The organism is Paenibacillus sp. TAB_01 (assembly GCF_043945595.1).
Lineage (GTDB): Bacteria > Bacillota > Bacilli > Paenibacillales > NBRC-103111 > Paenibacillus_S.
On record NZ_JBIFNP010000001.1, the window covers coordinates 5,101,485 to 5,121,504 of the forward strand.

Annotated in this window: 17 protein-coding genes and 3 pseudogenes; 8 read left to right on the forward strand and 12 right to left on the reverse strand. The window is 53.1% G+C overall.

From position 1 onward, the window contains the following. Positions 1–40 precede the first annotated feature (40 nt). Positions 41–2,705, reverse strand: a pseudogene (gene polA / locus ACHHV8_RS24825) (DNA polymerase I). 174 nt (positions 2,706–2,879) lie between these two features. On the opposite strand from polA, the gene ACHHV8_RS24830 reads away from it, so the two are divergent. Beyond that, entirely contained in the window at positions 2,880–3,626 is a 747-nt protein-coding gene (locus ACHHV8_RS24830) for an HAD family hydrolase (RefSeq protein WP_395162092.1), read from the forward strand. Positions 3,627–3,688: 62 nt separating this feature from the next. Here the strand turns inward: ACHHV8_RS24830 and ACHHV8_RS24835 are convergent, their stop codons facing one another. Together ACHHV8_RS24835 and ACHHV8_RS24840 are read right to left on the reverse strand one after the other, a co-directional pair. Beyond that, complete coding sequence (locus ACHHV8_RS24835) at positions 3,689–4,729, reverse strand: GGDEF domain-containing protein (protein WP_395163616.1); 1,041 nt, start codon at positions 4,727–4,729, stop codon at positions 3,689–3,691. A gap of 78 nt (positions 4,730–4,807) precedes the next feature. Next, a pseudogene (locus ACHHV8_RS24840) lies at positions 4,808–5,526 on the reverse strand (EAL domain-containing protein); the annotation flags it as partial. 206 nt (positions 5,527–5,732) lie between these two features. Between ACHHV8_RS24840 and ACHHV8_RS24845 the strand changes: the two are divergent. The 3 genes from ACHHV8_RS24845 (at position 5,733) to ACHHV8_RS24855 (ending at position 8,722) form a co-directional block, all read left to right on the forward strand. Continuing rightward, positions 5,733–6,332 (forward strand): TetR/AcrR family transcriptional regulator, encoded by a 600-nt coding sequence (locus tag ACHHV8_RS24845; RefSeq protein WP_395162093.1) that lies wholly within the window; start codon positions 5,733–5,735, stop codon positions 6,330–6,332. A gap of 72 nt (positions 6,333–6,404) precedes the next feature. Beyond that, positions 6,405–7,835 carry a carotenoid oxygenase family protein gene (locus ACHHV8_RS24850; protein ID WP_395162094.1) on the forward strand — a complete coding sequence of 477 codons (1,431 nt, stop codon included), beginning with the start codon at positions 6,405–6,407 and terminating at the stop codon, positions 7,833–7,835. A 71-nt stretch (positions 7,836–7,906) separates the two neighbouring features. Further along, the gene (locus ACHHV8_RS24855) at positions 7,907–8,722 is read left to right on the forward strand and encodes a VC0807 family protein (RefSeq protein ID WP_395162095.1); all 816 of its coding nucleotides are present in this window, start codon (positions 7,907–7,909) and stop codon (positions 8,720–8,722) included. Here the strand turns inward: ACHHV8_RS24855 and ACHHV8_RS24860 are convergent. From ACHHV8_RS24860 to ACHHV8_RS24895, 8 genes and pseudogenes are all read right to left on the reverse strand, one after another. After that, a complete protein-coding gene (locus ACHHV8_RS24860) occupies positions 8,608–9,258 on the reverse strand; it encodes a nitroreductase family protein (RefSeq protein WP_395162096.1) in 651 nt (216 codons plus the stop codon). The genes ACHHV8_RS24855 and ACHHV8_RS24860 overlap by 115 nt on opposite strands. 253 nt (positions 9,259–9,511) lie before the next feature. Beyond that, a pseudogene (locus ACHHV8_RS24865) lies at positions 9,512–10,245 on the reverse strand (DsbA family oxidoreductase). Between the two features lie 61 nt (positions 10,246–10,306). After that, positions 10,307–10,738 (reverse strand): RrF2 family transcriptional regulator, encoded by a 432-nt coding sequence (locus tag ACHHV8_RS24870; RefSeq protein WP_395162097.1) that lies wholly within the window; start codon positions 10,736–10,738, stop codon positions 10,307–10,309. A 357-nt stretch (positions 10,739–11,095) separates the two neighbouring features. Further along, positions 11,096–11,755, reverse strand: a complete 660-nt coding sequence (gene phoU, locus ACHHV8_RS24875) for a phosphate signaling complex protein PhoU (protein WP_395162098.1) — start codon at positions 11,753–11,755, stop codon at positions 11,096–11,098. A 22-nt stretch (positions 11,756–11,777) separates the two neighbouring features. Next, the gene (gene pstB / locus ACHHV8_RS24880; RefSeq protein WP_395162099.1) at positions 11,778–12,539 is read right to left on the reverse strand and encodes a phosphate ABC transporter ATP-binding protein PstB; all 762 of its coding nucleotides are present in this window, start codon (positions 12,537–12,539) and stop codon (positions 11,778–11,780) included. Between the two features lie 3 nt (positions 12,540–12,542). Next, complete coding sequence (gene pstA, locus ACHHV8_RS24885) at positions 12,543–13,400, reverse strand: phosphate ABC transporter permease PstA (RefSeq protein ID WP_395162100.1); 858 nt, start codon at positions 13,398–13,400, stop codon at positions 12,543–12,545. Further along, entirely contained in the window at positions 13,397–14,233 is an 837-nt protein-coding gene (gene pstC / locus ACHHV8_RS24890) for a phosphate ABC transporter permease subunit PstC (protein WP_395163617.1), read from the reverse strand. Before pstC ends, pstA begins: the two co-directional genes overlap by 4 nt. 389 nt (positions 14,234–14,622) lie before the next feature. Then, positions 14,623–15,537: a phosphate ABC transporter substrate-binding protein gene (locus ACHHV8_RS24895; protein ID WP_395162101.1), complete on the reverse strand. Its 915-nt coding sequence runs from the start codon at positions 15,535–15,537 to the stop codon at positions 14,623–14,625. A 217-nt stretch (positions 15,538–15,754) separates the two neighbouring features. Here ACHHV8_RS24895 and ACHHV8_RS24900 point away from each other — a divergent pair, with 217 nt between their 5' ends. Continuing rightward, positions 15,755–17,845 carry a methyl-accepting chemotaxis protein gene (locus ACHHV8_RS24900; protein WP_395162102.1) on the forward strand — a complete coding sequence of 697 codons (2,091 nt, stop codon included), beginning with the start codon at positions 15,755–15,757 and terminating at the stop codon, positions 17,843–17,845. 146 nt (positions 17,846–17,991) lie between these two features. Here ACHHV8_RS24900 and ACHHV8_RS24905 read toward each other — a convergent pair whose 3' ends face one another. Beyond that, positions 17,992–18,762 (reverse strand): Cof-type HAD-IIB family hydrolase, encoded by a 771-nt coding sequence (locus tag ACHHV8_RS24905; RefSeq protein ID WP_395162103.1) that lies wholly within the window; start codon positions 18,760–18,762, stop codon positions 17,992–17,994. 129 nt (positions 18,763–18,891) lie between these two features. On the opposite strand from ACHHV8_RS24905, the gene ACHHV8_RS24910 reads away from it, so the two are divergent. The 3 genes from ACHHV8_RS24910 to ACHHV8_RS24920 all read left to right on the forward strand — a co-directional run bounded on the left by ACHHV8_RS24910 (position 18,892) and on the right by ACHHV8_RS24920 (position 20,009). Beyond that, complete coding sequence (locus ACHHV8_RS24910) at positions 18,892–19,053, forward strand: hypothetical protein (protein ID WP_395162104.1); 162 nt, start codon at positions 18,892–18,894, stop codon at positions 19,051–19,053. 54 nt (positions 19,054–19,107) lie between these two features. Further along, positions 19,108–19,257 (forward strand): hypothetical protein, encoded by a 150-nt coding sequence (locus ACHHV8_RS24915; RefSeq protein WP_395162105.1) that lies wholly within the window; start codon positions 19,108–19,110, stop codon positions 19,255–19,257. Positions 19,258–19,436: 179 nt separating this feature from the next. After that, the gene (locus ACHHV8_RS24920) at positions 19,437–20,009 is read left to right on the forward strand and encodes a DUF3231 family protein (RefSeq protein ID WP_395162106.1); all 573 of its coding nucleotides are present in this window, start codon (positions 19,437–19,439) and stop codon (positions 20,007–20,009) included. Positions 20,010–20,020: the final 11 nt, after the last annotated feature.

Genomic DNA, 20,020 nt, shown 5'->3' on the forward strand with positions numbered 1-20,020 from the left:
AGTTGATAGTGGCTATATATTGTGCGGTACGCTCTGCTTCTTACTTGGCTTCGTACCAGTTGCTTCCCGTATCAACATCCGCCTTCAGCGGGACGTCGAGCTTCAGCGCGTTCTCCATGACTTCGGGAACCAGCGTCTTCATCACGCCAATTTCCTCCTCCGGCACCTCGAACACCAGTTCGTCATGCACCTGCAGCAGCATCCGGCTGCGCAGCTGTTCGCGCTTCAGTCGCTCGTCCATCTGAACCATGGCGAGCTTGATAATATCCGCCGCGGTTCCCTGAATCGGCGTATTCATTGCAGTCCGCTCGGCGAACGAGCGCAGATTGAAATTCGACGCCTTGATCTCCGGCAAATAGCGGCGGCGCTGCAGCAGCGTCGTCACGTAGCCGTCCTGGCGAGCTTTTTGGACGATATCGTCCATATATTTGCGAACCCCTTGGAACACGGCAAAATACTGCTCGATAAACGCCGCCGCGTCCTTGCGGGTAATATTCAAGTTTTGCGATAAGCCGTAATCGCTGATGCCGTATACGATCCCGAAGTTAACGGCTTTGGCCTGCCGCCGCATGTTCGAGTCCACCTCGGACTCCGCAACGCCGAATACGTCCATCGCGGTCTTGGTGTGAATATCCATATTGTGGCGGAACGCTTCCATCAGCCGCTCATCCTGGGAAATATGCGCCAGCACGCGAAGCTCGATCTGCGAATAGTCCGCGGTCAGAATCGACCAGCCCGGCTCGGAGGGCACGAACACCTTGCGGATTTTGCGGCCTTCCTCGAGACGGATCGGAATGTTCTGCAGGTTCGGATATTGGCTGCTCAGCCGGCCGGTCGCCGCGATCGTCTGCCGGTAATACGTATGCACCTTGCCGGTATCCTCGCGGACCTCCTTCAGCAGTCCCTCTACATAAGTAGACTGCAGCTTGGCCAGCGTCCGGTAATGAAGAATATGCCCGATCACCGGATGATGCGGCTCCAGCCTCTCCAGCACTTCGGCGTCGGTGGAATAACCGGTTTTCGTCTTCTTGACGGGCGGCAGCTGCAGCTTCTCGAACAAAATTTCCCCAAGCTGCTTCGGCGAATTGAGGTTAAACTCCGTCCCCGCGGCATCATAAATGTCGCTGACGATCCGGTCGATCTCGCTGCCCAGCTCCGCGCCGTATTGTCTCAGCGCGTCGGTATCGACCTGGATTCCCTTCTCCTCCATCGAGGCCAGAACACCGGCCAGCGGAAGCTCCAGCTCATAGAACAGCTGCTGCATTTCGCTGCTTTCCAGATCGCGCTGCATCGGCTCGATCAGGCCCTGGATGGCCGCGGCCTTGCGGCATAAATGCTCGCTCAGCGCCTCCGTCTCGGGCAGCCTGAATTTGGCTCCCTTGCCGAATACGTCCTCGTCCGGCTTCAGCGCAGGAAGACCGTACTTGGCCGCCAGGCCGCTTAACCATAGGGCCGACTCGGTCGGATCGAGCAAATAGCCTGCAAGCAGCGCATCGAACGAGACGCCGCGCAGCTGAATGCCCGCCCAGGCCAAAGCCACCTCAGCCCGGTGCTGGTCATAGACGGCGACCGATTTGTCGGCCGATTCGAGCCAAGCCTTCAGCTGGCGGGCCTCTTCTCCGTTCTCCTGAACCAGCGCAAACGGCACATAAAAGGATTGGCTCTTCCGCCTGAAGGGCAAGGCCGACAATCTCTCCATGGTGAGGGTTGTCCCCAATCACCTCGATATGAAGGGCGGTCACCTGCGGCAGCGCGTCGATCAGCTGCTTCATGCTGCTGCCGTCGACGGTCATCGAACGGATTTCCTCCTGTGCAGGAACATTCTCCGAACCCGCTTCGCCGCCGCCGAAATCCATTTTCTCCAGCAGCGATTTGAATTCCAGCTTGCGGAACATCGAGCTCAAGGCTTGTCCGTCGTAGCCGTTGTAAACGAGGTCGCTCCACTGCTTCTCAAGCGGCATCTCGCGGAAAATCGTCGCCAGCTCCTTGCTCATCCGGGCATCATCCGCGTGCTGCTCGATCTTCTCCTTCATCTTGCCCTTCAGCTTGTCCGTGTTGGACAGCACGCCTTCCACCGTTTCATACTCGTGGAGCAGCTTCAGCGCCGTTTTCTCGCCTACGCCCGGGATGCCCGGGATATTATCGCTCGCATCGCCCATAAGTCCCTTCAGATCGATGATCTGCTTCGGAACGAGCCCGTATTTCTCCTGGATCAGAGCAGGATCGTGAAGCTCCACCTCGGTGATGCCTTTGCGTGTAATGGCAATCTTCACCTTATCGGATGCCAGCTGAAGCATATCCTTGTCCCCGGATACAACGATGACTTCCAAATCTCCGGATTCATCCGCCAGACGCGTCAGCGTTCCGATAATATCGTCCGCTTCATAGCCTTCCTGCTCATACTGGGCGATGCCGAACGAAGCGATCAGCTCCTTCAGCACCGGAAATTGCTCCGAGAGCTCCGGCGGCGTTTTGCTTCTTCCGCCTTTATATTCTGCGTACTGCGTATGTCGAAACGTCACTTTCCCTGCATCGAATGCGATCAGAAAATGCGTTGGCTTTTGTTCCTCCAACAGCTTAAGGAGCATTGTCGTAAAACCATACAAGGCATTCGTGTGCAAGCCGCTCGAGTTGCTTAACAATGGCAGTGCAAAAAATGCGCGGTAAGCAATGCTGTTGCCGTCGATCAAAATTAATTTGGACATAACTGCACCTCATTTTCCCTAACTATCTCCATGATAGCATAGGACAATGAAAGAAAAAAAGCTTACCCCCACTTTCCTAATGCTAGGGGTGACGATACCTGCTGACGCATAGGTATAAGTATAGGGAATAAGGGAAGGCGATACGTTCGCATGAACGGAGGAAGAGGTTGGATCATGAACAATACTTACCGGACTCAAGGAAAAAAAGCGATTTGCTTCGACGTCAATCAAACCTTAATTCATCAAGGCATTCATTTTGAGCATGCGTTTCGTTTGGTTTGGGAGGATTATACGGCCCGCTGGATTCAGGAGGATCTCCCCCAGGCGGATCAATTATGGAGTAAATATCAGCATTATTGGCAGCAGCATAAAAAAATCAAGCTGGCGCGCATGCAGCTCGACGAGCTGCAGCAGCAGTGTCTGCAGGAAGCGCTCCAGGAGTTAAGCGTGCCGGTGCATCAGCAGTTTGCCAAAGAGTTTTTTCAGCTTGTGCGCAGGCATAGGCTGGCCGCCAAGTCACTCGCTCCAGGCGTCGAAGAAACGCTCCGCGCGCTGGCCCCCCGCTACAAGCTCGCCATCATCAGCAATTCCCCCCGCAGCGAGGTGATCCACCTGCTGGAAAGGTTCGGGCTGCAGAGCTACTTTCCAGAGGAGCGGATCTTTACGGCCCACCACCCCGGGGAGAAAAAGCCCGGTATGCAGCTGTTCAAGACCGCAATCCGGACGCTTGCGCTGATGCCGCGGCATATTCTTATGGTCGGCAACTCGTGGAAGCACGACGTCTGCGGAGCAACCAAGGCCGGGCTCGACGCCGTCTGGATCCAGAGCGGCAGCACCTCCAGGAAAATTTCGCAGCAAAAGCTCGGGAAGCGGAATGTGTACTGCATTCAGCATATGGATCAGCTGCAGGAGCTGCTGTAAGCTGTACAGCTTGTTTTCGCCGCCCCGGCGGCTGGACGTAAAGCCAAGAAGCCGTACGCACCCTATCGTGCATCGGCTTCTTCTTCCATTAAAGGCGGTCCCAGGCGGCTTACGGAGTAAGCGCTTCTTGCGAAGGCTTTGGACCGCTTCTTCAGTCTGGCCGCCGCCTGCGAAATATCCTCCAGCGTAATGGGCACGCCCGGCTCGCATACGATAAGGGATAACGAAATCGTTACGCCGCTGTTCTCCACCCGGTTCCCCGACCGGTCCTCAACATAGGCCCAATCCTCCGCCTCATAGAACAAGCCGACGCTTTGATCGAATCTGCGGATCAGCTCCCGGCACAGCTTCTCCGGCTCCTCCGATGCCGTGATGGCAATAAAATCGTCCCCGCCGATATGCCCGACGAAATCCAGCGGATTGCCGCAGAGCACCAACGACTGCTGAATCGTATCGGCCGTATATTGGATGAGCTGATCGCCCTTTTGAAATCCGTACCTGTCGTTAAACCACTTGAAGTAGTCCAAATCCGCGTACAGCACGGAAAATGTTTTATTCTCCATCAGCCGCTTGTGCAGCTCCTTATGAATCTGCGTATTGCCGGGCAGCCCGGTTAAGGGGCTGGCTACCTTGGCGTACTCCATCCGGGCATTGGTAATGCATTCCAGGATGGAGCGGATGGTCGAGGCGCCGCTAAGCCGCCCATTCCTCGTAATGATGACAAGATCATACAAATTTTGAATCTCTCTCGAGGTCGCCAGCTGGGAGACGCTCTCCACCGGGGTCTGCTCTTCGACGATGAGCGGCGCGGAATCCATGATCTGATCAATCGTACGGTTCCAGAACAGCGAGAAGCCGTACTGCCCGGCCAGCTGCTGAAACAACCGCTCGCGCATCATCAGTCCGACAGGCATCTGCTGGTTGACGATGACGACGCCGGGCGCATTTTCGTGCTTTTTAAAATAATTCGCGACCTCCGATATGAGCGCCTTGCTCTCGAACACGCCCACCGGCACCGCCAAATCCCCGATCGTCCATACGCCTCCGGCCGATTCATTCAGGATACACTGCCGCACAATGAGCTGCATCAGCTCCGGGTTCACCGTGCTTCGCTCCTTTGCAGGCTTGCCGAGCAGATACCCCTGCCCGTAATGGACGCCAAGCCGGGTTAGAAGCTGCAGCTCATCCTGCTGCTCAATCCCCTCGGCAATGATCTGGATCTGCAGCTTCCTTGCAAAAGCGACGAAGGTTTCTAATATGTACTCCTTCGTTTTGTGAAGATGGATATCTTTAATTAACGAGCGGTCACCTTGATGAAATCCGGATGAAGCTCGGCAATAGCCTGTAAGGACGAATAGCCCGCTCCGGCGTCGTCGATGGCAATTCGGTATCCCTGCTTGCGGTAATGCTCCAGAATGCGCTGCGCGGCCCCGAAGTCTTCAATGGAGCTGCGCTCGGTAATTTCGAAAACGATCCGCTTCGGCTCCATTCCGACAGCCTGAAGCACCTCAAGGGTTCTTCCGCTCGTAAAGCCCGCATCCTGCAAAATCGCCGCGGAAATATTAATAAACAGCAGCTCGGACGAGCGCACGGCCGCCATGGAGCCGCGGATCGCCGTTTCCCGCGCCAGCTTCTCGAGCGGGTAAAGCACGCCCTGCTCCTCCGCAAGCTTGAACAGCTGCAGAGGAGAGTGCAGCCGCGTGCCCTTCGGCCCTCTCGTTAACGCTTCGTAGCCCAGCACGGTTCCATTGCGCAAGGAAACGATGGGCTGGTACAAGGAATGAACCGATTTCTGATGCAGCAGGCGCTGCAGCTCGGTTCGAAGAGACGCGCCGTCATCCGGCATCGCTGCCGGCCCGTTTCCGTTTGATTTCATTTCATGATCCGCTGCCATGTACATCCCTACTTAGCCGTAGATTGCGATATGCGTATACTATAGCACAGGACAATAAACCCAGTGTAAAAAGTCCTATGACTCGCATATTAATTTTTTGTAAATATAAAAAGGTCATTGACAGACCGTCGGTCGGTATGTAAAATAAAAACCATCAGCAGACCGCCGGTCGGTATGTTGCAAGTCTATTCAGTTGGAGGAGCCTGCCGCTTATGACGAATTCCGAACTCAGCACCAATCCCAGCTTCCTGCTGCTTTTATCCACCGCCGAGCAGCTTATTGAAGAAAAAGGCTGCCGCAGCACGACACTGCAGGAGATCATTAACCGCACAGGCCTTTCCAAGGGAGCCATTTACCATTATGTTTCGAGCAAGGATGAGCTCTTCGGGCTGATCCTGCAGTCCAAGATGGAGCTGATGAATACCAAATTTTACGAAGCCGTCCAACAGGTGACGAGCGAGAACCGCTCTTCGCTTCCGTTCCAGGTCATTGCCGAAGGGCTGGCCGAGAACAGCCAGGAGAACAGCGTCTTCAATGCGATTTTCGTTTATTTGATCAGCCAGAAGGATAATCCGACGATTGCCGCAATTTTAGCCAAACAGCAGCAGTTCATCTACGATACGGTGCTCCAATGGATCCGTATCGGCCAGCAGGCACAGGTCATCCCCGCCTCGGCGGATGCAGCCAAGATGGCGTCCATGTATATTGTGTTTTCCTACGGGCTTCGCGTACAGCAGCAGATCGGCCCGACTTCCTCAACGATCACGACGAAGGATATTTTCCAGATGCTTCTCCGCCCCCAATCCAAGTAAGCTGAACCGGCGAAGCTGTCCTATACAACGCCTGATTCAAAACCATATCCATAGGCAAAGGTGGTATTTCCTATGATTCATCAGCCCTTGTATCAACTAGGCTTCACCAATCTGGACCGCGAAGTGCAGATGATTCCGCTCAGCATAACCGGTACCGTTCCCGAGTGGCTCACCGGTACGCTGTTCCGCAACGGGCCTGCAAAGTTTACAACGAAGCAGGGCTGGCATACGCACTGGTTCGACGGACTCGCGATGCTGCACAAGTTCACCTTCCGGCAATCCCGTGTCTTTTACTCGAACAAATATCTCCACACGAATGCATACCGCCGTGCGATGGAGACCGGAGAGCTGGCGGCAGGCTTCGGCTCCGCACGCGGCAAAAAAACGGAACAGGGAAACAACGCCAACGTGAATCTGTCCGCCATCGACGGTCATTACGTCGCCATGACGGAAACGCCGAACGTGATCGAATTCGATCCGCATACGCTGGATACGGTAGGCGTCTACAGCTTTGACAATGCTTTTCCGGGGCAGTTCACCACAGCGCATCCGCATCTGGATTTCCGAACAAAACGTCATCTCAATTTCACCATTGAGTTCGGCCCGAGCAGTTATTATCATTTCTATTCGATCGCGCCGAATTCCAGCCGCAAGGAAAGGATCGGATCCATCCAGGTATCGGAGCCCTCCTATATTCACAGCTTTGCCGTGACAGAGCATTATATAGTGTTGGCGGAGTTTCCTTTCCTCGTCCACCCTGGCGAACTGATGAGCAGCGGCAAGTCCTTTATCGAAAATTTCAAATGGAAGCCGGAGCAGGGCACCCGTTTCCATGTCCTTCGGAAATCCGACGGTGCGCGGATTCGTACCTTTGAATCGGAAGCTTTCTTCTCCTTCCATCATGTCAATGCTTACGAGCACGGGCAGGATATCGTGCTGGATATTTGCGCCACCCGCACGGCGGGAATTGTCGGCAGTCTGCAGGTGGAATCGCTCACCGCCGCCTCGGAAGCCGATGCCCTTGAGAACGCCAGAGATCATTTTACCGAGCTTCGCAGATACGTTCTTCCGCTGCAAAGCCCCGCTTCCTTCGTCACCGCGGCAGCTTTATCCGAGGAAACGATGGATCTGCCTACGGTCAACTACGGCAGCAACGGCAGCCGGCCGTACCGGTACGCCTACGGCATCAGCACCAACCGCTCGGCCATCGAGATCTTCTCGAACCAGCTGGTTAAAGCCGACGTACAGACGGGAATATCCCAATCATGGTATGAGCAAGGCTGTTACCCCGGGGAACCGATCTTCGTCGAGAAGCCGAATGCCTGTACAGAGGATGACGGCGTCGTCTTGTCCGTTGTGCTGAACGGAAAGCAGGGACATTCCTTCCTGCTGGTGCTTGATGCGCAAAGCTTTAAGGAGATGGGCAGAATTCAGGTGCCTCATCATATCCCTTTCGGGTTCCACGGCCTGTTTACGGAAGAGCTGTTTATTCGGGAAGCTTAAGCCGGGCCAAAGGTAAAGGCAGGATGCAGGGGAGACCGGATTTATATATAGGAAGGACTTGGGAGGATTATATGAATAAAACGGTGCGTGGCATTATCCTTACTTTGATTATCAACGGGGCCATTCCTTATTTGGTTTATGTGCTGCTGGAGCCTCATATGTCAAGCTTCGCGGCTCTATCGATCGCAACGGTCGTGCCGCTGCTCGATAATTTGATACATTTATTCCGCTATAGAAAGCTGGATGTGTTCGCAGGTATGATGCTCTTTACATTCGTGCTCGGCATCCTTCTCATCCTGATGGGCGGCGGCGAGAAGCTGCTGCTGATCCGGGAGTCGTTCATTACCGCGGCGGTGGGCCTGTTGTTCCTCGTCTCCCTGCTGTTTCGCCGCCCGCTTATTTATTATTTGGCGCTGCGCTTTACCGTAGCGGATGAAGCCGCCGCTCAAGCTGAATTCGCAGGCAAATGGGAACTGCCCCGCTTCCGCTTCGCCATCCGTTTCATCACGCTGATTTGGGCTGTTATGCTTCTAGCGGAAGCCGCCGTCCGCACCGTGCTGGTCTATAAATTGACAACCGCCCAATTTCTTGCGGTATCGCATATCGTTTTCTACGGCTTTATCGGAGCCGCGATCTTATGCGACCTACCTGTTCCGCCGCCGTTCCATGCGTCATTTGGCCAAATAAATAATACCCTGTATAGAGACAGAACCCCCGCTTCCAGTCCGTGGAGGCGGGGGTTTTATTTACCGAAAGCTTCAAAGCCCGGGGCTTACTTCTCTCCGGTATATTCATTCCAGAACGTTACGTCCTCGATCGGAAGACGAACCGTAGCGTGCGCCTGCTGTGCCGCTTTGCCTACGGCAATCAGCATAACCGATTTATAGCGGTCCGGAATGCCAAAGGTTTCCTGGAACGCTTGTTTATTGTAGCCGCCCATCGCCACCGTATCGTAGCCTCTTGCTTTGGCGGCCAGCATCAGCTGCATGGAAGCCAGCCCGCAGTCCACCATCAGGGAACTGACGACTTCGGCCGAAGCATCGGCATAATGACGGCGAATATTGGCTGTGAGGGTTTCTTTAGCCTGTTCGGTCATATAGCCGGCCTCTACCGCCGCGCCGTAGATTTGATCCACCTTGGAATCAGCCTGCGTATCAGCCAGCACAGCAATTACCGCTGAAGCTTGAACGACCTGCTCCTGATTGAAGGCGATTGGCAGCAAAACTTGCTTCAATGACGGCTCATCGATGACGAAAAAACGCCAAGGCTGAATGTTCGCGCCCGAAGGAGCCAAGGTCGCTTCCGTCAACAGCTCCGTTAATTCTTCTCTTGAAATCTTAAACGAGGGATCGTATTTCCGTACGGAATGCCGGTCCCGAATGACGTCAGCAAACACTGCTTCCTGATGAACTAATTTAGACATATGAATCCATCCTCCCGAATAATCGAATCTATTCTTCTCTACTGTACTGCAATTAAATCAAGCACAGTTTGAAACGAAATGAAATTGCAGCGAATTCGAATTAACTGCAACTGATCTAAGCACATTATATAAGCAATAGTTGATTAATGCAACTATGAAAATGCCGGGTGAGTAAAGCCATCGTCTTCCCGCATGATGCTATGTTGAAATAGACGGCAGAAGCGGTATCTCCCCCGCCTCTGCCTGTCTCGGTTTATGGCTGGCGGCTTCCCGCTGCCGGGCTGCATGTGCCGTCCGTGCAGGCGGAATCGTCGCTATCTGAAACCGATTCGCTCAGCAGCGTCAGCTTCGGATGCTCCTCTTCCCACGCTTGCTGCAGCGCCTGAGCCAATACCTCCGGCGGCTGCGCCCCGGAAACGCCGTATTTGCGGTTCAGCACGAAGAACGGCACGCCGCGAATGCCAAGCTCCGCCGCCTCCTGCTCGTCTGCGCGGACCTCATCCTTGTACGCATCGCCTGCCAGCATATCCGCTGCTTCCTTGGGATCGAGTCCGGCTTCACCCGCCAATGCCGATAAGACGGCATGGTCTCCGATATGCTTGGAGTCTGTGAAATAGGCTTGCAAGAGCCGCTCGGTCATTTGTTCCAATTTCCCGCTGCCGGACGCATACTTCGCAAGACGGTGCGCGTCGAACGTATTGGTCGGAACCGCCGTATCAAAACGGTATTCGAGACCGACGTCAGCCGCCTGTTTCGTCATATCCGCATTCATCGCTTGAGCCCGTTCCCGGCTCATGCCGTATTTCGAGGCGAGCAAACCATGCACATCGTAATCAAAATCCTTCGGAGCATTCGGGTCAGCTCGAAGCTCCGGTAAATAACCTCCACCTCATCCCGATGAGCAAACTGCTTCAATGCCTCTTCGAATCTCCGCTTGCCGATATAACAGAAAGGACATATAAAATCAGACCATATTTCAACTTTCATTTTGCTGCACCTCCATTCGATGTAATCATTATAGTTACAACAAAACCGTAAGTCAACCCGGTCATTTTCGCCCCTTTGTTCCTTCCATTCTAACCAAATCCTGGATAGTAAAGCTGCGCAAATAATTCGCTGTCTGCTGTTCGGCCGCATAAATAATTTCTTCCAGCGCCTTGTCCAGCTCTGCCGATGCGCTGCATTCTTCCGCATGCGGCAGCTGACAGTCGTTTTTTACCGCTTGAAATATATCAGCCAGCGTAATTTGATCCGCAGGCAATTTCAATCCATATCCCCCGTCCCGGCCTTCCTTCGTTTCCACAATGCCGGCCTGCGCCAAAGAAGCCAGCACCCTCCGCAGGAAGGTTGCGTGGGAGTTCACCTTACAAGCGATTGCAGCGCTTGATAAGAACCCTCTGTCCTTCGCAAGCCGAACCAGGATGTGCGTAGCGACCCTGAATCTGGGCGGTCCGATTTGCTGCATTCGATTCACGTTCATTGCCGATCCCTCCATACCTAAAGTGTAACGCATTCCTTAACCTTTAGGCAATGTCAGGAGATACCGGAAGTGAGGCAATAAAGTAAACTTTTGTATCGAAGAGAACCTTAAAATACAGGAATAAACCCATACGTTAGTGCGCGGGGAGGGAAGGGGTATGGGGTTTCAGCCGTTGTTGAAGCTGTGTTCCCTTAGATGAGATCAAGCGGCAGGAACACGGCTTCAAAGACGGCACGTAAACTTCCCCCCACCCATACCCCTTCCCTCAATAGTTTCGTTTGCTGACTGTCAACTTCGGATTGCCTTCCGCTTATAGATTCAGAAAGCCCTGAGGCACAAGGCCCAGGGCTCTCTTTGTTATATGTTTAAATCTTTGCGCTTGCCCGTCACCATATAGATGACGCCTTCACCGATATTGGTACAGTGATCCCCGACCCGCTCCAGATAATGAGCGACGAACATGAGCTGGGACAGCTGGCGGTTGCGGGCAAAATCCTGGTTCATCAGGCCAAGGATTTCATTGCGCAGAGCGCTGTACATTTTATCCACTTGATCGTCCCGCTCCGCAAGCGCCGCGGCTCTGTGGATGTCGCGCTTCGTGTAAGCGATCAGACTCTCATGAAGCATCTCTCTAACGAGCGCAGCCATCTTCGGAATGTCCTGCAGCGGCTTGATCAGGGCTTCGCCTGACAGACGAAGCGTAATCTTGGCGATATCCACGGCGTGGTCGCTGATCCGCTCCAGGTCCGTCGCAATTTTCAAAGCGGTCCCGATGATGCGCAGGTCGCTGGCCATCGGCTGCTGCAGCGCAATCAGCCGCATGCAGCGCTCTTCAATTTCAAGCATCATCTCGTCAATCGTATCGTCCTGATCTACGGTTTGGCGAGCCAATTTCTCGTCAGATGCGGCGAGCGATTCGACAGCCTGCGAGATGGATTCCTCTACCAGCCCGCCCATTCGCAGCAGGGCGCCTTGAAGCTCTTCTACGCTTTGGTGAAAATTAAATCTTGTATCCATGCTTCTCCTCCTTCTTCTAGAGTTAACCGAATCGGCCGGTAATGTAATCCTCTGTTCTTTGATCTGTCGGTGCGGTAAAAATTTTGTCCGTTTGATCCGATTCGATCAGTTCGCCGTTTAAGAAAAAGGAGGTATAATCGGAAATCCGTGCGGCCTGCTGCATGTTATGCGTCACAATGATAATCGTATATTTCTCCTTCAGCGTCTGCGTCAGCTCCTCCACCTTCAGGGTGGAAATCGGGTCCAGTGCGGACGTCGGCTCATCCATCAGCAGCACATCGGGCTCAACGGCAAGCAGGCGTGCGATGCACAAGCGCTGCTGCTGACCTCCCGACAAGCCGAGAGCCGACTTGTGAAGGCGGTCCTTCACTTCATCCCACAGAGCGGCTTGAACGAGACTCTTCTCCACGATTTCGTCGAGCACCGCTTTTTTCTTCGTCCCGTGAATTCTCGGTCCGTACGCGATATTGTCATAGATGCTCATCGGAAAAGGGTTCGGCCGCTGGAACACCATCCCGACCTTTTTGCGCAGCGAGACGACATCCATCTCCTGCCCGTATATGTTGTGCCCGTCTACATATATATTTCCGTTAATCCGCACACTGTCGATCAGATCGTTCATCCGGTTCAACGTGCGCAGAAAAGTGGATTTCCCGCAGCCCGACGGTCCGATTAACGCCACGATCGAATGATCTTTTATTTCGAGCCCGATGCTGTGCAGGGCCTGATTTTCCCCGTAAAACAAGTTCAGCTTTTCGACTTTAATTTTATTTTTCTGGGTCACGGTTTATTTCCCCCCGGATAGTCTTTTTTGTAGGATGCGGCTAGGAATCCCAATAGCGAGATTGAAGATCAATACGACGATGAGCAGCAGCGCGGCGCTGCCTTTTGCAATTTGCTTGGCGTCAGGCACAATCGCCTCGGACTGCACATACCACAAATGGACGGCCAGCGTTTCCCCCATCGTGAGCGGATTCCAATCCGGGAAAAAGCGGGATACGGACAAGCCTGCCGTATAAATCAGAATCGCCGATTCGCCCAATGCCCGGCCGGCCACAAGCGTAATGCCCGTAATGAGGCTGGGCAGCGCGGCAGGCAGCAGCACCTTGCGGATCGCCTGCCAGCGGGTCGAGCCCAGCGCCAGCGAAGCCTCCCAATACGATTCGGGCACCGAACGGAGCGACTCCTCCGTGACCCGGACCAGAACCGGCAAATTCAATAGAGCCAGCGTAGCCGAACCGCCGATAATGGAAAATTTTAAGCCCATTAAATTCACGAACAACAAGAAACCGAACAAGCCGAAAACAATCGAAGGAACCGAAGACAAAGCTTCGACGGAGATCCGGATAAAATCCGTAAACCGGTTCTGCTTGGCATAAATCGTCAGGTAGACGCCGGCCCCGATGCCGATGGGCAGAGAGAACAGCAGCGACAGGAACAAGATATAAAACGAGTTGAACAGCATCGGTCCGACGCCGCCGCCTGCCATAATTTCCTGCGGTTTGCCGGTGATGAATTTCCAGGACAGCTGCGGCAGCCCGTCTCCCAGAATGCGAATGAGAAACCAGGCCAGCAGCAGCATAATTACGATGCCGGTTGCCCAAAAATAGATCGTAGCCATCCGGTCGGTCGATTTGCTCGTCATTTCACTTCACTCCTCTTGGCAACATAACGGATAATGACAATCAGGAACAAAGAGATCAGGAGCAGCACGAGCGCCATCATATACAAAGCATTGTTCCAAGTTGTTCCGTAGTTCGTATTTCCCATATCTTTCACAATGGCTGTCGTTAATACCGTTGTGGAATCAAGCAGCGATTCCGGCATTTGCGGCGAGTTGCCGATGACCATGAATACGGCCATCGTTTCCCCAATGGCTCTGCCCATGCCAAGAATCGTACCGGTGATAATCCCGGGGCGCGCGGCGGGGATCAGCACTCTCCAGATGGTCTGCCATCTTGTCGCCCCGAGAGCCAGAGAAGCTTCTTCCAGACGGCTCGGCAGAGCGCGGATCGCATCCTCGGATATACTAAGTATCGTAGGCAGGATCATGATAGCCAGTATAATGGCTGCAGGCAGGATGCCGTACCCGATGCCGCCGGTCATTTTGGCCAAGGCCGGAACGATCACCGTCAGGCCGATCAGGCCGTATACGACGGAGGGAATGCCCACGAATAGGTCGGTAGCCGGGCGCATAATTTCGCGCATCCAGCTCGGCGCGATTTTAGCCATAAAGACGGCGCCCGACAAGGCCAGCGGCACGGCCAGAACGACCGACAGCAGCGTCAGCAGCAGCGTGCTGTACAAAAAGGCGAAAATCCCGAATTCGCCCTGGGACGGCGTCCAATCCGCGGAAAAAAAGAACCGCAGCGGCGACACATCCGCAAACGTTTTGACCCCCTGCATCCCGACAAAGACAATGATGGAAAAAATAATACCCGATACGAGAATGGCGCTGCCGACAAAGATCCACCTCATAATTTGGTCGTAACGATTTTGTTTTTGCGTCCATTGACTTAATTTCTTTTCCGATTTCGTTTTTTCAGTCAGCTTCTCAGCGATAGAACTCACAACCTTTGCCCCCCAGCTCAATTAAAATACATGAGTACGGTAAGTACCGCCGTATGTTTTTTATATTGGATATGCCCTGCTTCTTTATCATCATAGAGGACAAATGTAAAAGCCGTACAAATGATTTGTTAAGACAATGTAAAAATTAATATTCCGCCAATATTCGCAGCCCGCCGTCCGCAAAATAACCCCACAAAGTGGCGCCATGCTTCGAAGCGGATTCAGGTACTTTGCGGGGCCCCAAAAAAAGGGACACAGCCCACTTGGGCCGCATCCCTTTTATAAAAAACGATTCGTTATTTTTTCAACAAATCGGCTGGAAGGAACTTCAATTCCTCTACCTTTTTGCCTTGGAAATCCGAGCTGGTGATGTAATCGATAAACGCTTTGACAGCGTCCTTCGCTTCACCTTTCGTATACATATGCTCTACGCCATACAACGGGTATTTGCCGCCTTTAATCGCATCCTTGCTGAATGCTACCCCATCAAATTTCAAAGCTTTCAGAGTATCGTTGATGTAAGGGGTATCTACGTAACCGATGGAGCCGGAAGTCGCACCTACTGTGGTAGCAACGGCACCGCTGGATTCTTGCGTTACGCCGTCTTTTGTAAATTCTTTGCCGTCCAGAACGATTTGCTTCACAAGCGCTTTGGAGCCGGAGCTGTCCGGACGGTGAACGACAACGATTTTTGCGTCCTTGCCGCCGACATCTTTCCAGTTCGTGATTTTACCCATGAAAATATCAGCCGCTTGCGCTTTAGTAATGTTATCGATTGCTACATCTTTGTTTACGATCAAAGCAAACGGAGCAATCGCCGCAACATGGTCAACCAGACCTTTGTCTTTATATTCAGGGCCGGCTTCGATGTCGGAGTTACCGATGTCGGAAGTGCCGTCCGCTACGTTCTTCAAGCCTGTGCCGGAGCCGCCTGCCGTAACGTTAACCGTTACCTTCGGGTTTTTCTCCATAAATTCCGTTGCCGCTTGCTTCACCAATGGAAGCAGTGCGCTCGAGCCGGAAGCCGTAACCGTTCCGCTCAGCTCTTTAGCCGGTTCCGGTTTATTATCCGTTGTGGTTGCCGACGAACCCGCAGCCGGTGTTTTCGTATCCGGAGCCGCCGTCTTACTTCCGCAGGCAGCCAGAACCCCCATCATTAATATCGCGATCAGTGCAAAGCTAAAACCTCTTTTTGTGAAAAGCTTCAACATCCTGCATGTCCTCCCTTTAATCCTTTGTTTTTGTTTACAAGGACATCTTAGCAACCGAATGTAAAGCGACAACCCTCGAAACGTTAACGGAATGTTAAAAATAATAGGCGCTCATATTTTACATAATCTTTACAAAATGAGGCTTTTGTCTTAATATTCCAGACCTATACTAGCCCCTAGATACATATAATGGAGCATTTTGTGATGGAGGGATACTATGAATCGATGGAAGCAGAAGCTAGCCTCAAGGATGTCATCAACGCTGAAAACCAAGCTATTACTCGGATTTTCCGTCATGCTGATTCTGTTCTTGGGCGTCGCGGGGTACAATTTACAACAGATTAATAATATGAAGGCTCAACTGCAGCAGCAGAATGAAAAAGTCGATTTAAAACTGATGGCCCTGGAATTGAAGGAAATGGTGCAGGAGCTGAATATTATCGCTTCGGGCTTGGAAATATCCAAAAAAACCGAGTATATTCCTAAATATAATGAAAAGCGGAAAATATTCGACGACATGATTAAAAGGATCGGCGATACGGCGACCACCCCCGAACAGGTCAAATGGCGCAGCCAGCTGATCTCCCTGACGGTCGATTATACGAACACATTCGATGTCGCCGCCAAGCTGATTCAGGAAAACCAGCTGTCCAAGACCGATCTGGACCGTAATATGGAATACTTATATAATGAATCGCAAAAATATATGGGCGAGATTTTCACCAATGTGGACCAATTTTATATCGCCTACTCTCAAGATGCCGAGGTTGCGGTAGCGGCCACCCAAACGATGCTGCATCAAACCGTGCTCGTCATGGTGGCGGCTTCCGTGCTGGTCCTGATTTCAAGCGCGGTCATAGCCTATCTCCTGGTGCGGTCGTTTATCCGTCCGATTCAGCAGCTTCAGCAGGCCGTCCGCCGCATCGCCTCGGGGGATTTGCGCAGCCGGATCGACAGCAGCGCGCAGGATGAGCTCGGAGCCCTCAGCCGGGACTTTGATCATATGACCTCGCAGGTGCGGGCGATGCTGTGGAATACCCGGACCATTGCCGCCGCGCTGGCGGAGCATTCTCATGCGTTTCACAGCTTCTCCGGCTCGACGGCAGCCGCCAACGCGGACATCGTTCGGGCCATTCATGAGATCTCCGCCGGAGCCGATCAGCAGGCAATGCATTCGGAGCAGAGCGCGTCGATCATGACGGAGTTAGAGCACGAGCTGGAAATCGTCTCCGCCTTTACTCAGACCATGCAGACGAAAAGCCAGGAAGCCGCATCCAACACCCGCACCGGCTCCGCTTCGATGGAAGCGTTGAAGGAAGCGTCCTCGCTGTCCCGGCAGGTACTGGACAAAGTATATGAAGCGATGGAAACCTTATCGGCCAGCACCGGCCAAATTCATAAGATCGTCAATACGATCACCGATATTTCCCAGCAGACGAATGTGCTGGCATTGAATGCGGCCATCGAAGCCGCCAGAGCCGGCGTGCATGGACGCGGATTTTCGGTGATTGCCGAGGAAGTCCGGCAGCTTTCCCTGCAGACGAACCAGTCGTCCCATTCCATTTCGGCTATCATCCGCTCGCTTCAGCAGCAGACGAAGGTATTGGAAAGCAGCTTGGGCGAAGCCAGGGCCTCATTCAGCCAGCAGGAGGGCAAAATGGACGATAGCCTCGAATCATTCCGGCATATCCGGGAATCGATGGACGAGCTGTCCTCGCATATCGAACAGATTAATGTCCAGATCGCTTCCGCCAAGGATAGAAACAACCTCCTCGTGGAATCGGTCCAATTCGTAGCCTCGATTGCTCAAGAAACCGCAGCAGGCGTCGAAGAAGTGAATTCCACCTCGATCCAGCAGGATGTCGCCATTCGACAAATCGCTTCGCAGGCGGATGATATTCTGGGCTGGTCCCAGCAGCTGTTCCGGGAAATGAACCGGTTCCAGATCGTAGAACCGGCGGCGGCGGAACAAAACGACGAGCAAGGAGCCCCGCCGCTTGAACGCGAGCCGGAACCGGAGCCAGATCACAGCCTTGCCGCAGACCCCTCCAAACCATCCGAAGCATCTCTGTCTGAGGCGGAGTCATCCAGGCTATCACAGCCTGAGGAGAAGACAGAGACAGCGGCCAATACCGTTCAGCCAGGTCTTGGCTCGAAACGGACGCCGCAGACCGCTGCAAGCGAAGAAGCTGCCGCTGCCGCGGAGCAGCAGCAGAAGCAGGCTGATGCGTCCCTTCCCGCTGAGCAAGAAGACCAAAAGGATGCGGACAAAAAAACCGGAAAGGAAGACAAGCTGCAGCCCGTATGAGAAAAAAGCCGTGAAGACCAACCTTTCTGCAGGCTGGTCTTCACGGCTTTTGCTTATTTACTTTGCGGCGCGGCCCGCAATACATGCCTGCCAGCATTCCGGACAGGAGCCGCTGGATCGGATCGGTATCCTTGCTGAGCGCAATTTTATCGTAAAATCCATTGATCCACCGCGTAGGCTATTCCATCCTCATGCAAGCTGCGCGTAACGTAACGCGCCTTGGACTTCAGCTCATCGGCCGCATTCCCCATGGCAATGCCGAGACCGGCTGCCTCCATCATTTCCATATCGTTGATGCCGTCTCCGAAAGCAGCCGTCTCTTCGATCGGGATGCCCAGATGGTTCAGCAGCCTACGCAGCCCGACCGCTTTGTTCATGCCGCTCGGATTCAAGTCTACGGCCCAATCGCGCCAGCGGTGAACATATAACGGCTCGTGCTCGCCGGACGTATAAGCGCTCTCTTCCTGCTCCGAGCAGAATAGGATGCACTGGTAAATATCTGGTACCTTCTCCAGCGAAGGAAGAAGCAACGGCTCCATAAAGCCGATTTCTTTTTGCGCCTGCAAAAACCAAGGGGCGTTCTCCTGATTGGTATACATCAGCTCCGATCCGTACAGCAATGCCGTATGCCCGGCCCGATCCGCTTCCCTCAGCCAGCGCTTGACCGTCTCCGGATCGAAGGCGCTGCCGAAAACCGTCGTGCCCCGGTGCCCGATATGGCTTCCATTGCATGTAATCGCCCAATCGATTCCAAGCTCCTTGTATAAGGAAGCCATTTCATATTCGCTGCGTCCCGTGCATAAAGCCAGCTGAACTCCATTCTCCTTCAGCTTGTGCAAAGCCTGCTTGGTCGACGCCGGCAAGTAGTCCCGGTCTCTTAACGTACCGTCCACATCAAAAGCGGCCAGTTTAATCATGTTCCCCACTCCATCCTGTGCAATCTTTTGTCCTAACGTTTATTTTATGAATGCTCTCAAAACCGCCGTTGCTGCTTGTCAGCATTCACCATACCATGGTTAGTAAGCGTTCGACAAGGGGGGAGCAGGGTGACACGGTCTCAAGTAAAAACCTACAAGTACCGCGCGGGGAAGAACACTTTTATTATTATTAACATCTTCCAGTCCGCAACGGCCGCAGCAGCCAACGGAAACGTCATAGCCAGCAATGCGGCCAACGTACAAATATGGAGAAAACCGCGGCAGCGTTAATATTTCGTGCGTTTGCTTTCTGTTCAAATGAGACTGATGAAGGAGGTGAGTCTAATGAACTCTCAACGGCGGAACAGTAAGAAATGGAGCGGCAAAAAGACCAAAGTCAACGTTAAGCAGGGAGCCCGCGCCAACATCGGCCAAGGAGGCAACTCGATAGCGATTAACGCCTCCGAGGTCGGCGTCGTCCGAATTCGTCCATAGCTCTCGCATAAATAAGGGAGTAAGAGCAGTGCCGCTCAACAGGGCCTGCTCCTTTTTCTTTGGGCTACAGGTATAAACGCACGGCATGGGAAGGAAGCCGGACGACCGGTTCTCGCGATATGTATATGCTTAAGCATCCAGGAACCGCATAATCACCCGGCAATGGGAAAATACTAATTTTGGCTACTAAAACTGAATACGGAGAGTGTCTGCAAATGAATCTGTTTGAATTATTTAAAGATACCGTGAAACCGTTTATCGATGGGGACAAGCCGCCGCTGCACGTCGGTGAGGTCATGAATTTATGGTTTTACTTGACAGGGACCGAACAAACATTACGAGGGGACCAAATGTCCTTTAATATAGTTCAAGATCCGGAGCTCAAGGACAAGCTGGAGGATATTATTAATAATATTCATACCCCTATGATCCTTGAACTCAAAGAATTTCTGAGAAAGGAAGGCGTCCCTCTTCCGGATATCACCCCGGAGAAGCCGATTGGAGATTACAGGACGATTCCCGAGGGAGCCAGATTGAGCGATGAAGAAATTGCAAATATGCTCGCTTATAACCTGGTCGTAGGGATTATGTCCGCCGCCCGCGGTATAACCGAATCGGTTCGGGCGGATGTCGGTATGATGTTCTCCAAATATCAAATGATGAAAGTCGCCTATTCATTGACCTTCAAGGACCTGATGGTTAAACGCAACTGGATTCGGATACCGCCTTATTATTACCCTCCCAATAAATAACGAAAAAGCTC

Bases quoted from the DNA above. Each gene is read 5' to 3' on its own strand.
- ACHHV8_RS24915 (WP_395162105.1), top strand. From the start codon at position 19,108: ATGAACTCTCAACGGCGGAACAGTAAGAAATGGAGCGGCAAAAAGACC.
- ACHHV8_RS24860 (WP_395162096.1), bottom strand. From the start codon at position 9,258: ATGTCTAAATTAGTTCATCAGGAAGCAGTGTTTGCTGACGTCATTCGG.
- pstC (WP_395163617.1), bottom strand. From the start codon at position 14,233: ATGAGGTGGATCTTTGTCGGCAGCGCCATTCTCGTATCGGGTATTATT.
- pstA (WP_395162100.1), bottom strand. From the start codon at position 13,400: ATGACGAGCAAATCGACCGACCGGATGGCTACGATCTATTTTTGGGCA.
- ACHHV8_RS24845 (WP_395162093.1), top strand. From the start codon at position 5,733: ATGACGAATTCCGAACTCAGCACCAATCCCAGCTTCCTGCTGCTTTTA.
- ACHHV8_RS24905 (WP_395162103.1), bottom strand. From the start codon at position 18,762: ATGATTAAACTGGCCGCTTTTGATGTGGACGGTACGTTAAGAGACCGG.
- ACHHV8_RS24855 (WP_395162095.1), top strand. From the start codon at position 7,907: ATGAATAAAACGGTGCGTGGCATTATCCTTACTTTGATTATCAACGGG.
- ACHHV8_RS24870 (WP_395162097.1), bottom strand. From the start codon at position 10,738: ATGAACGTGAATCGAATGCAGCAAATCGGACCGCCCAGATTCAGGGTC.
- ACHHV8_RS24830 (WP_395162092.1), top strand. From the start codon at position 2,880: ATGAACAATACTTACCGGACTCAAGGAAAAAAAGCGATTTGCTTCGAC.
- ACHHV8_RS24900 (WP_395162102.1), top strand. From the start codon at position 15,755: ATGAATCGATGGAAGCAGAAGCTAGCCTCAAGGATGTCATCAACGCTG.
- phoU (WP_395162098.1), bottom strand. From the start codon at position 11,755: ATGGATACAAGATTTAATTTTCACCAAAGCGTAGAAGAGCTTCAAGGC.
- ACHHV8_RS24895 (WP_395162101.1), bottom strand. From the start codon at position 15,537: ATGTTGAAGCTTTTCACAAAAAGAGGTTTTAGCTTTGCACTGATCGCG.
- ACHHV8_RS24850 (WP_395162094.1), top strand. From the start codon at position 6,405: ATGATTCATCAGCCCTTGTATCAACTAGGCTTCACCAATCTGGACCGC.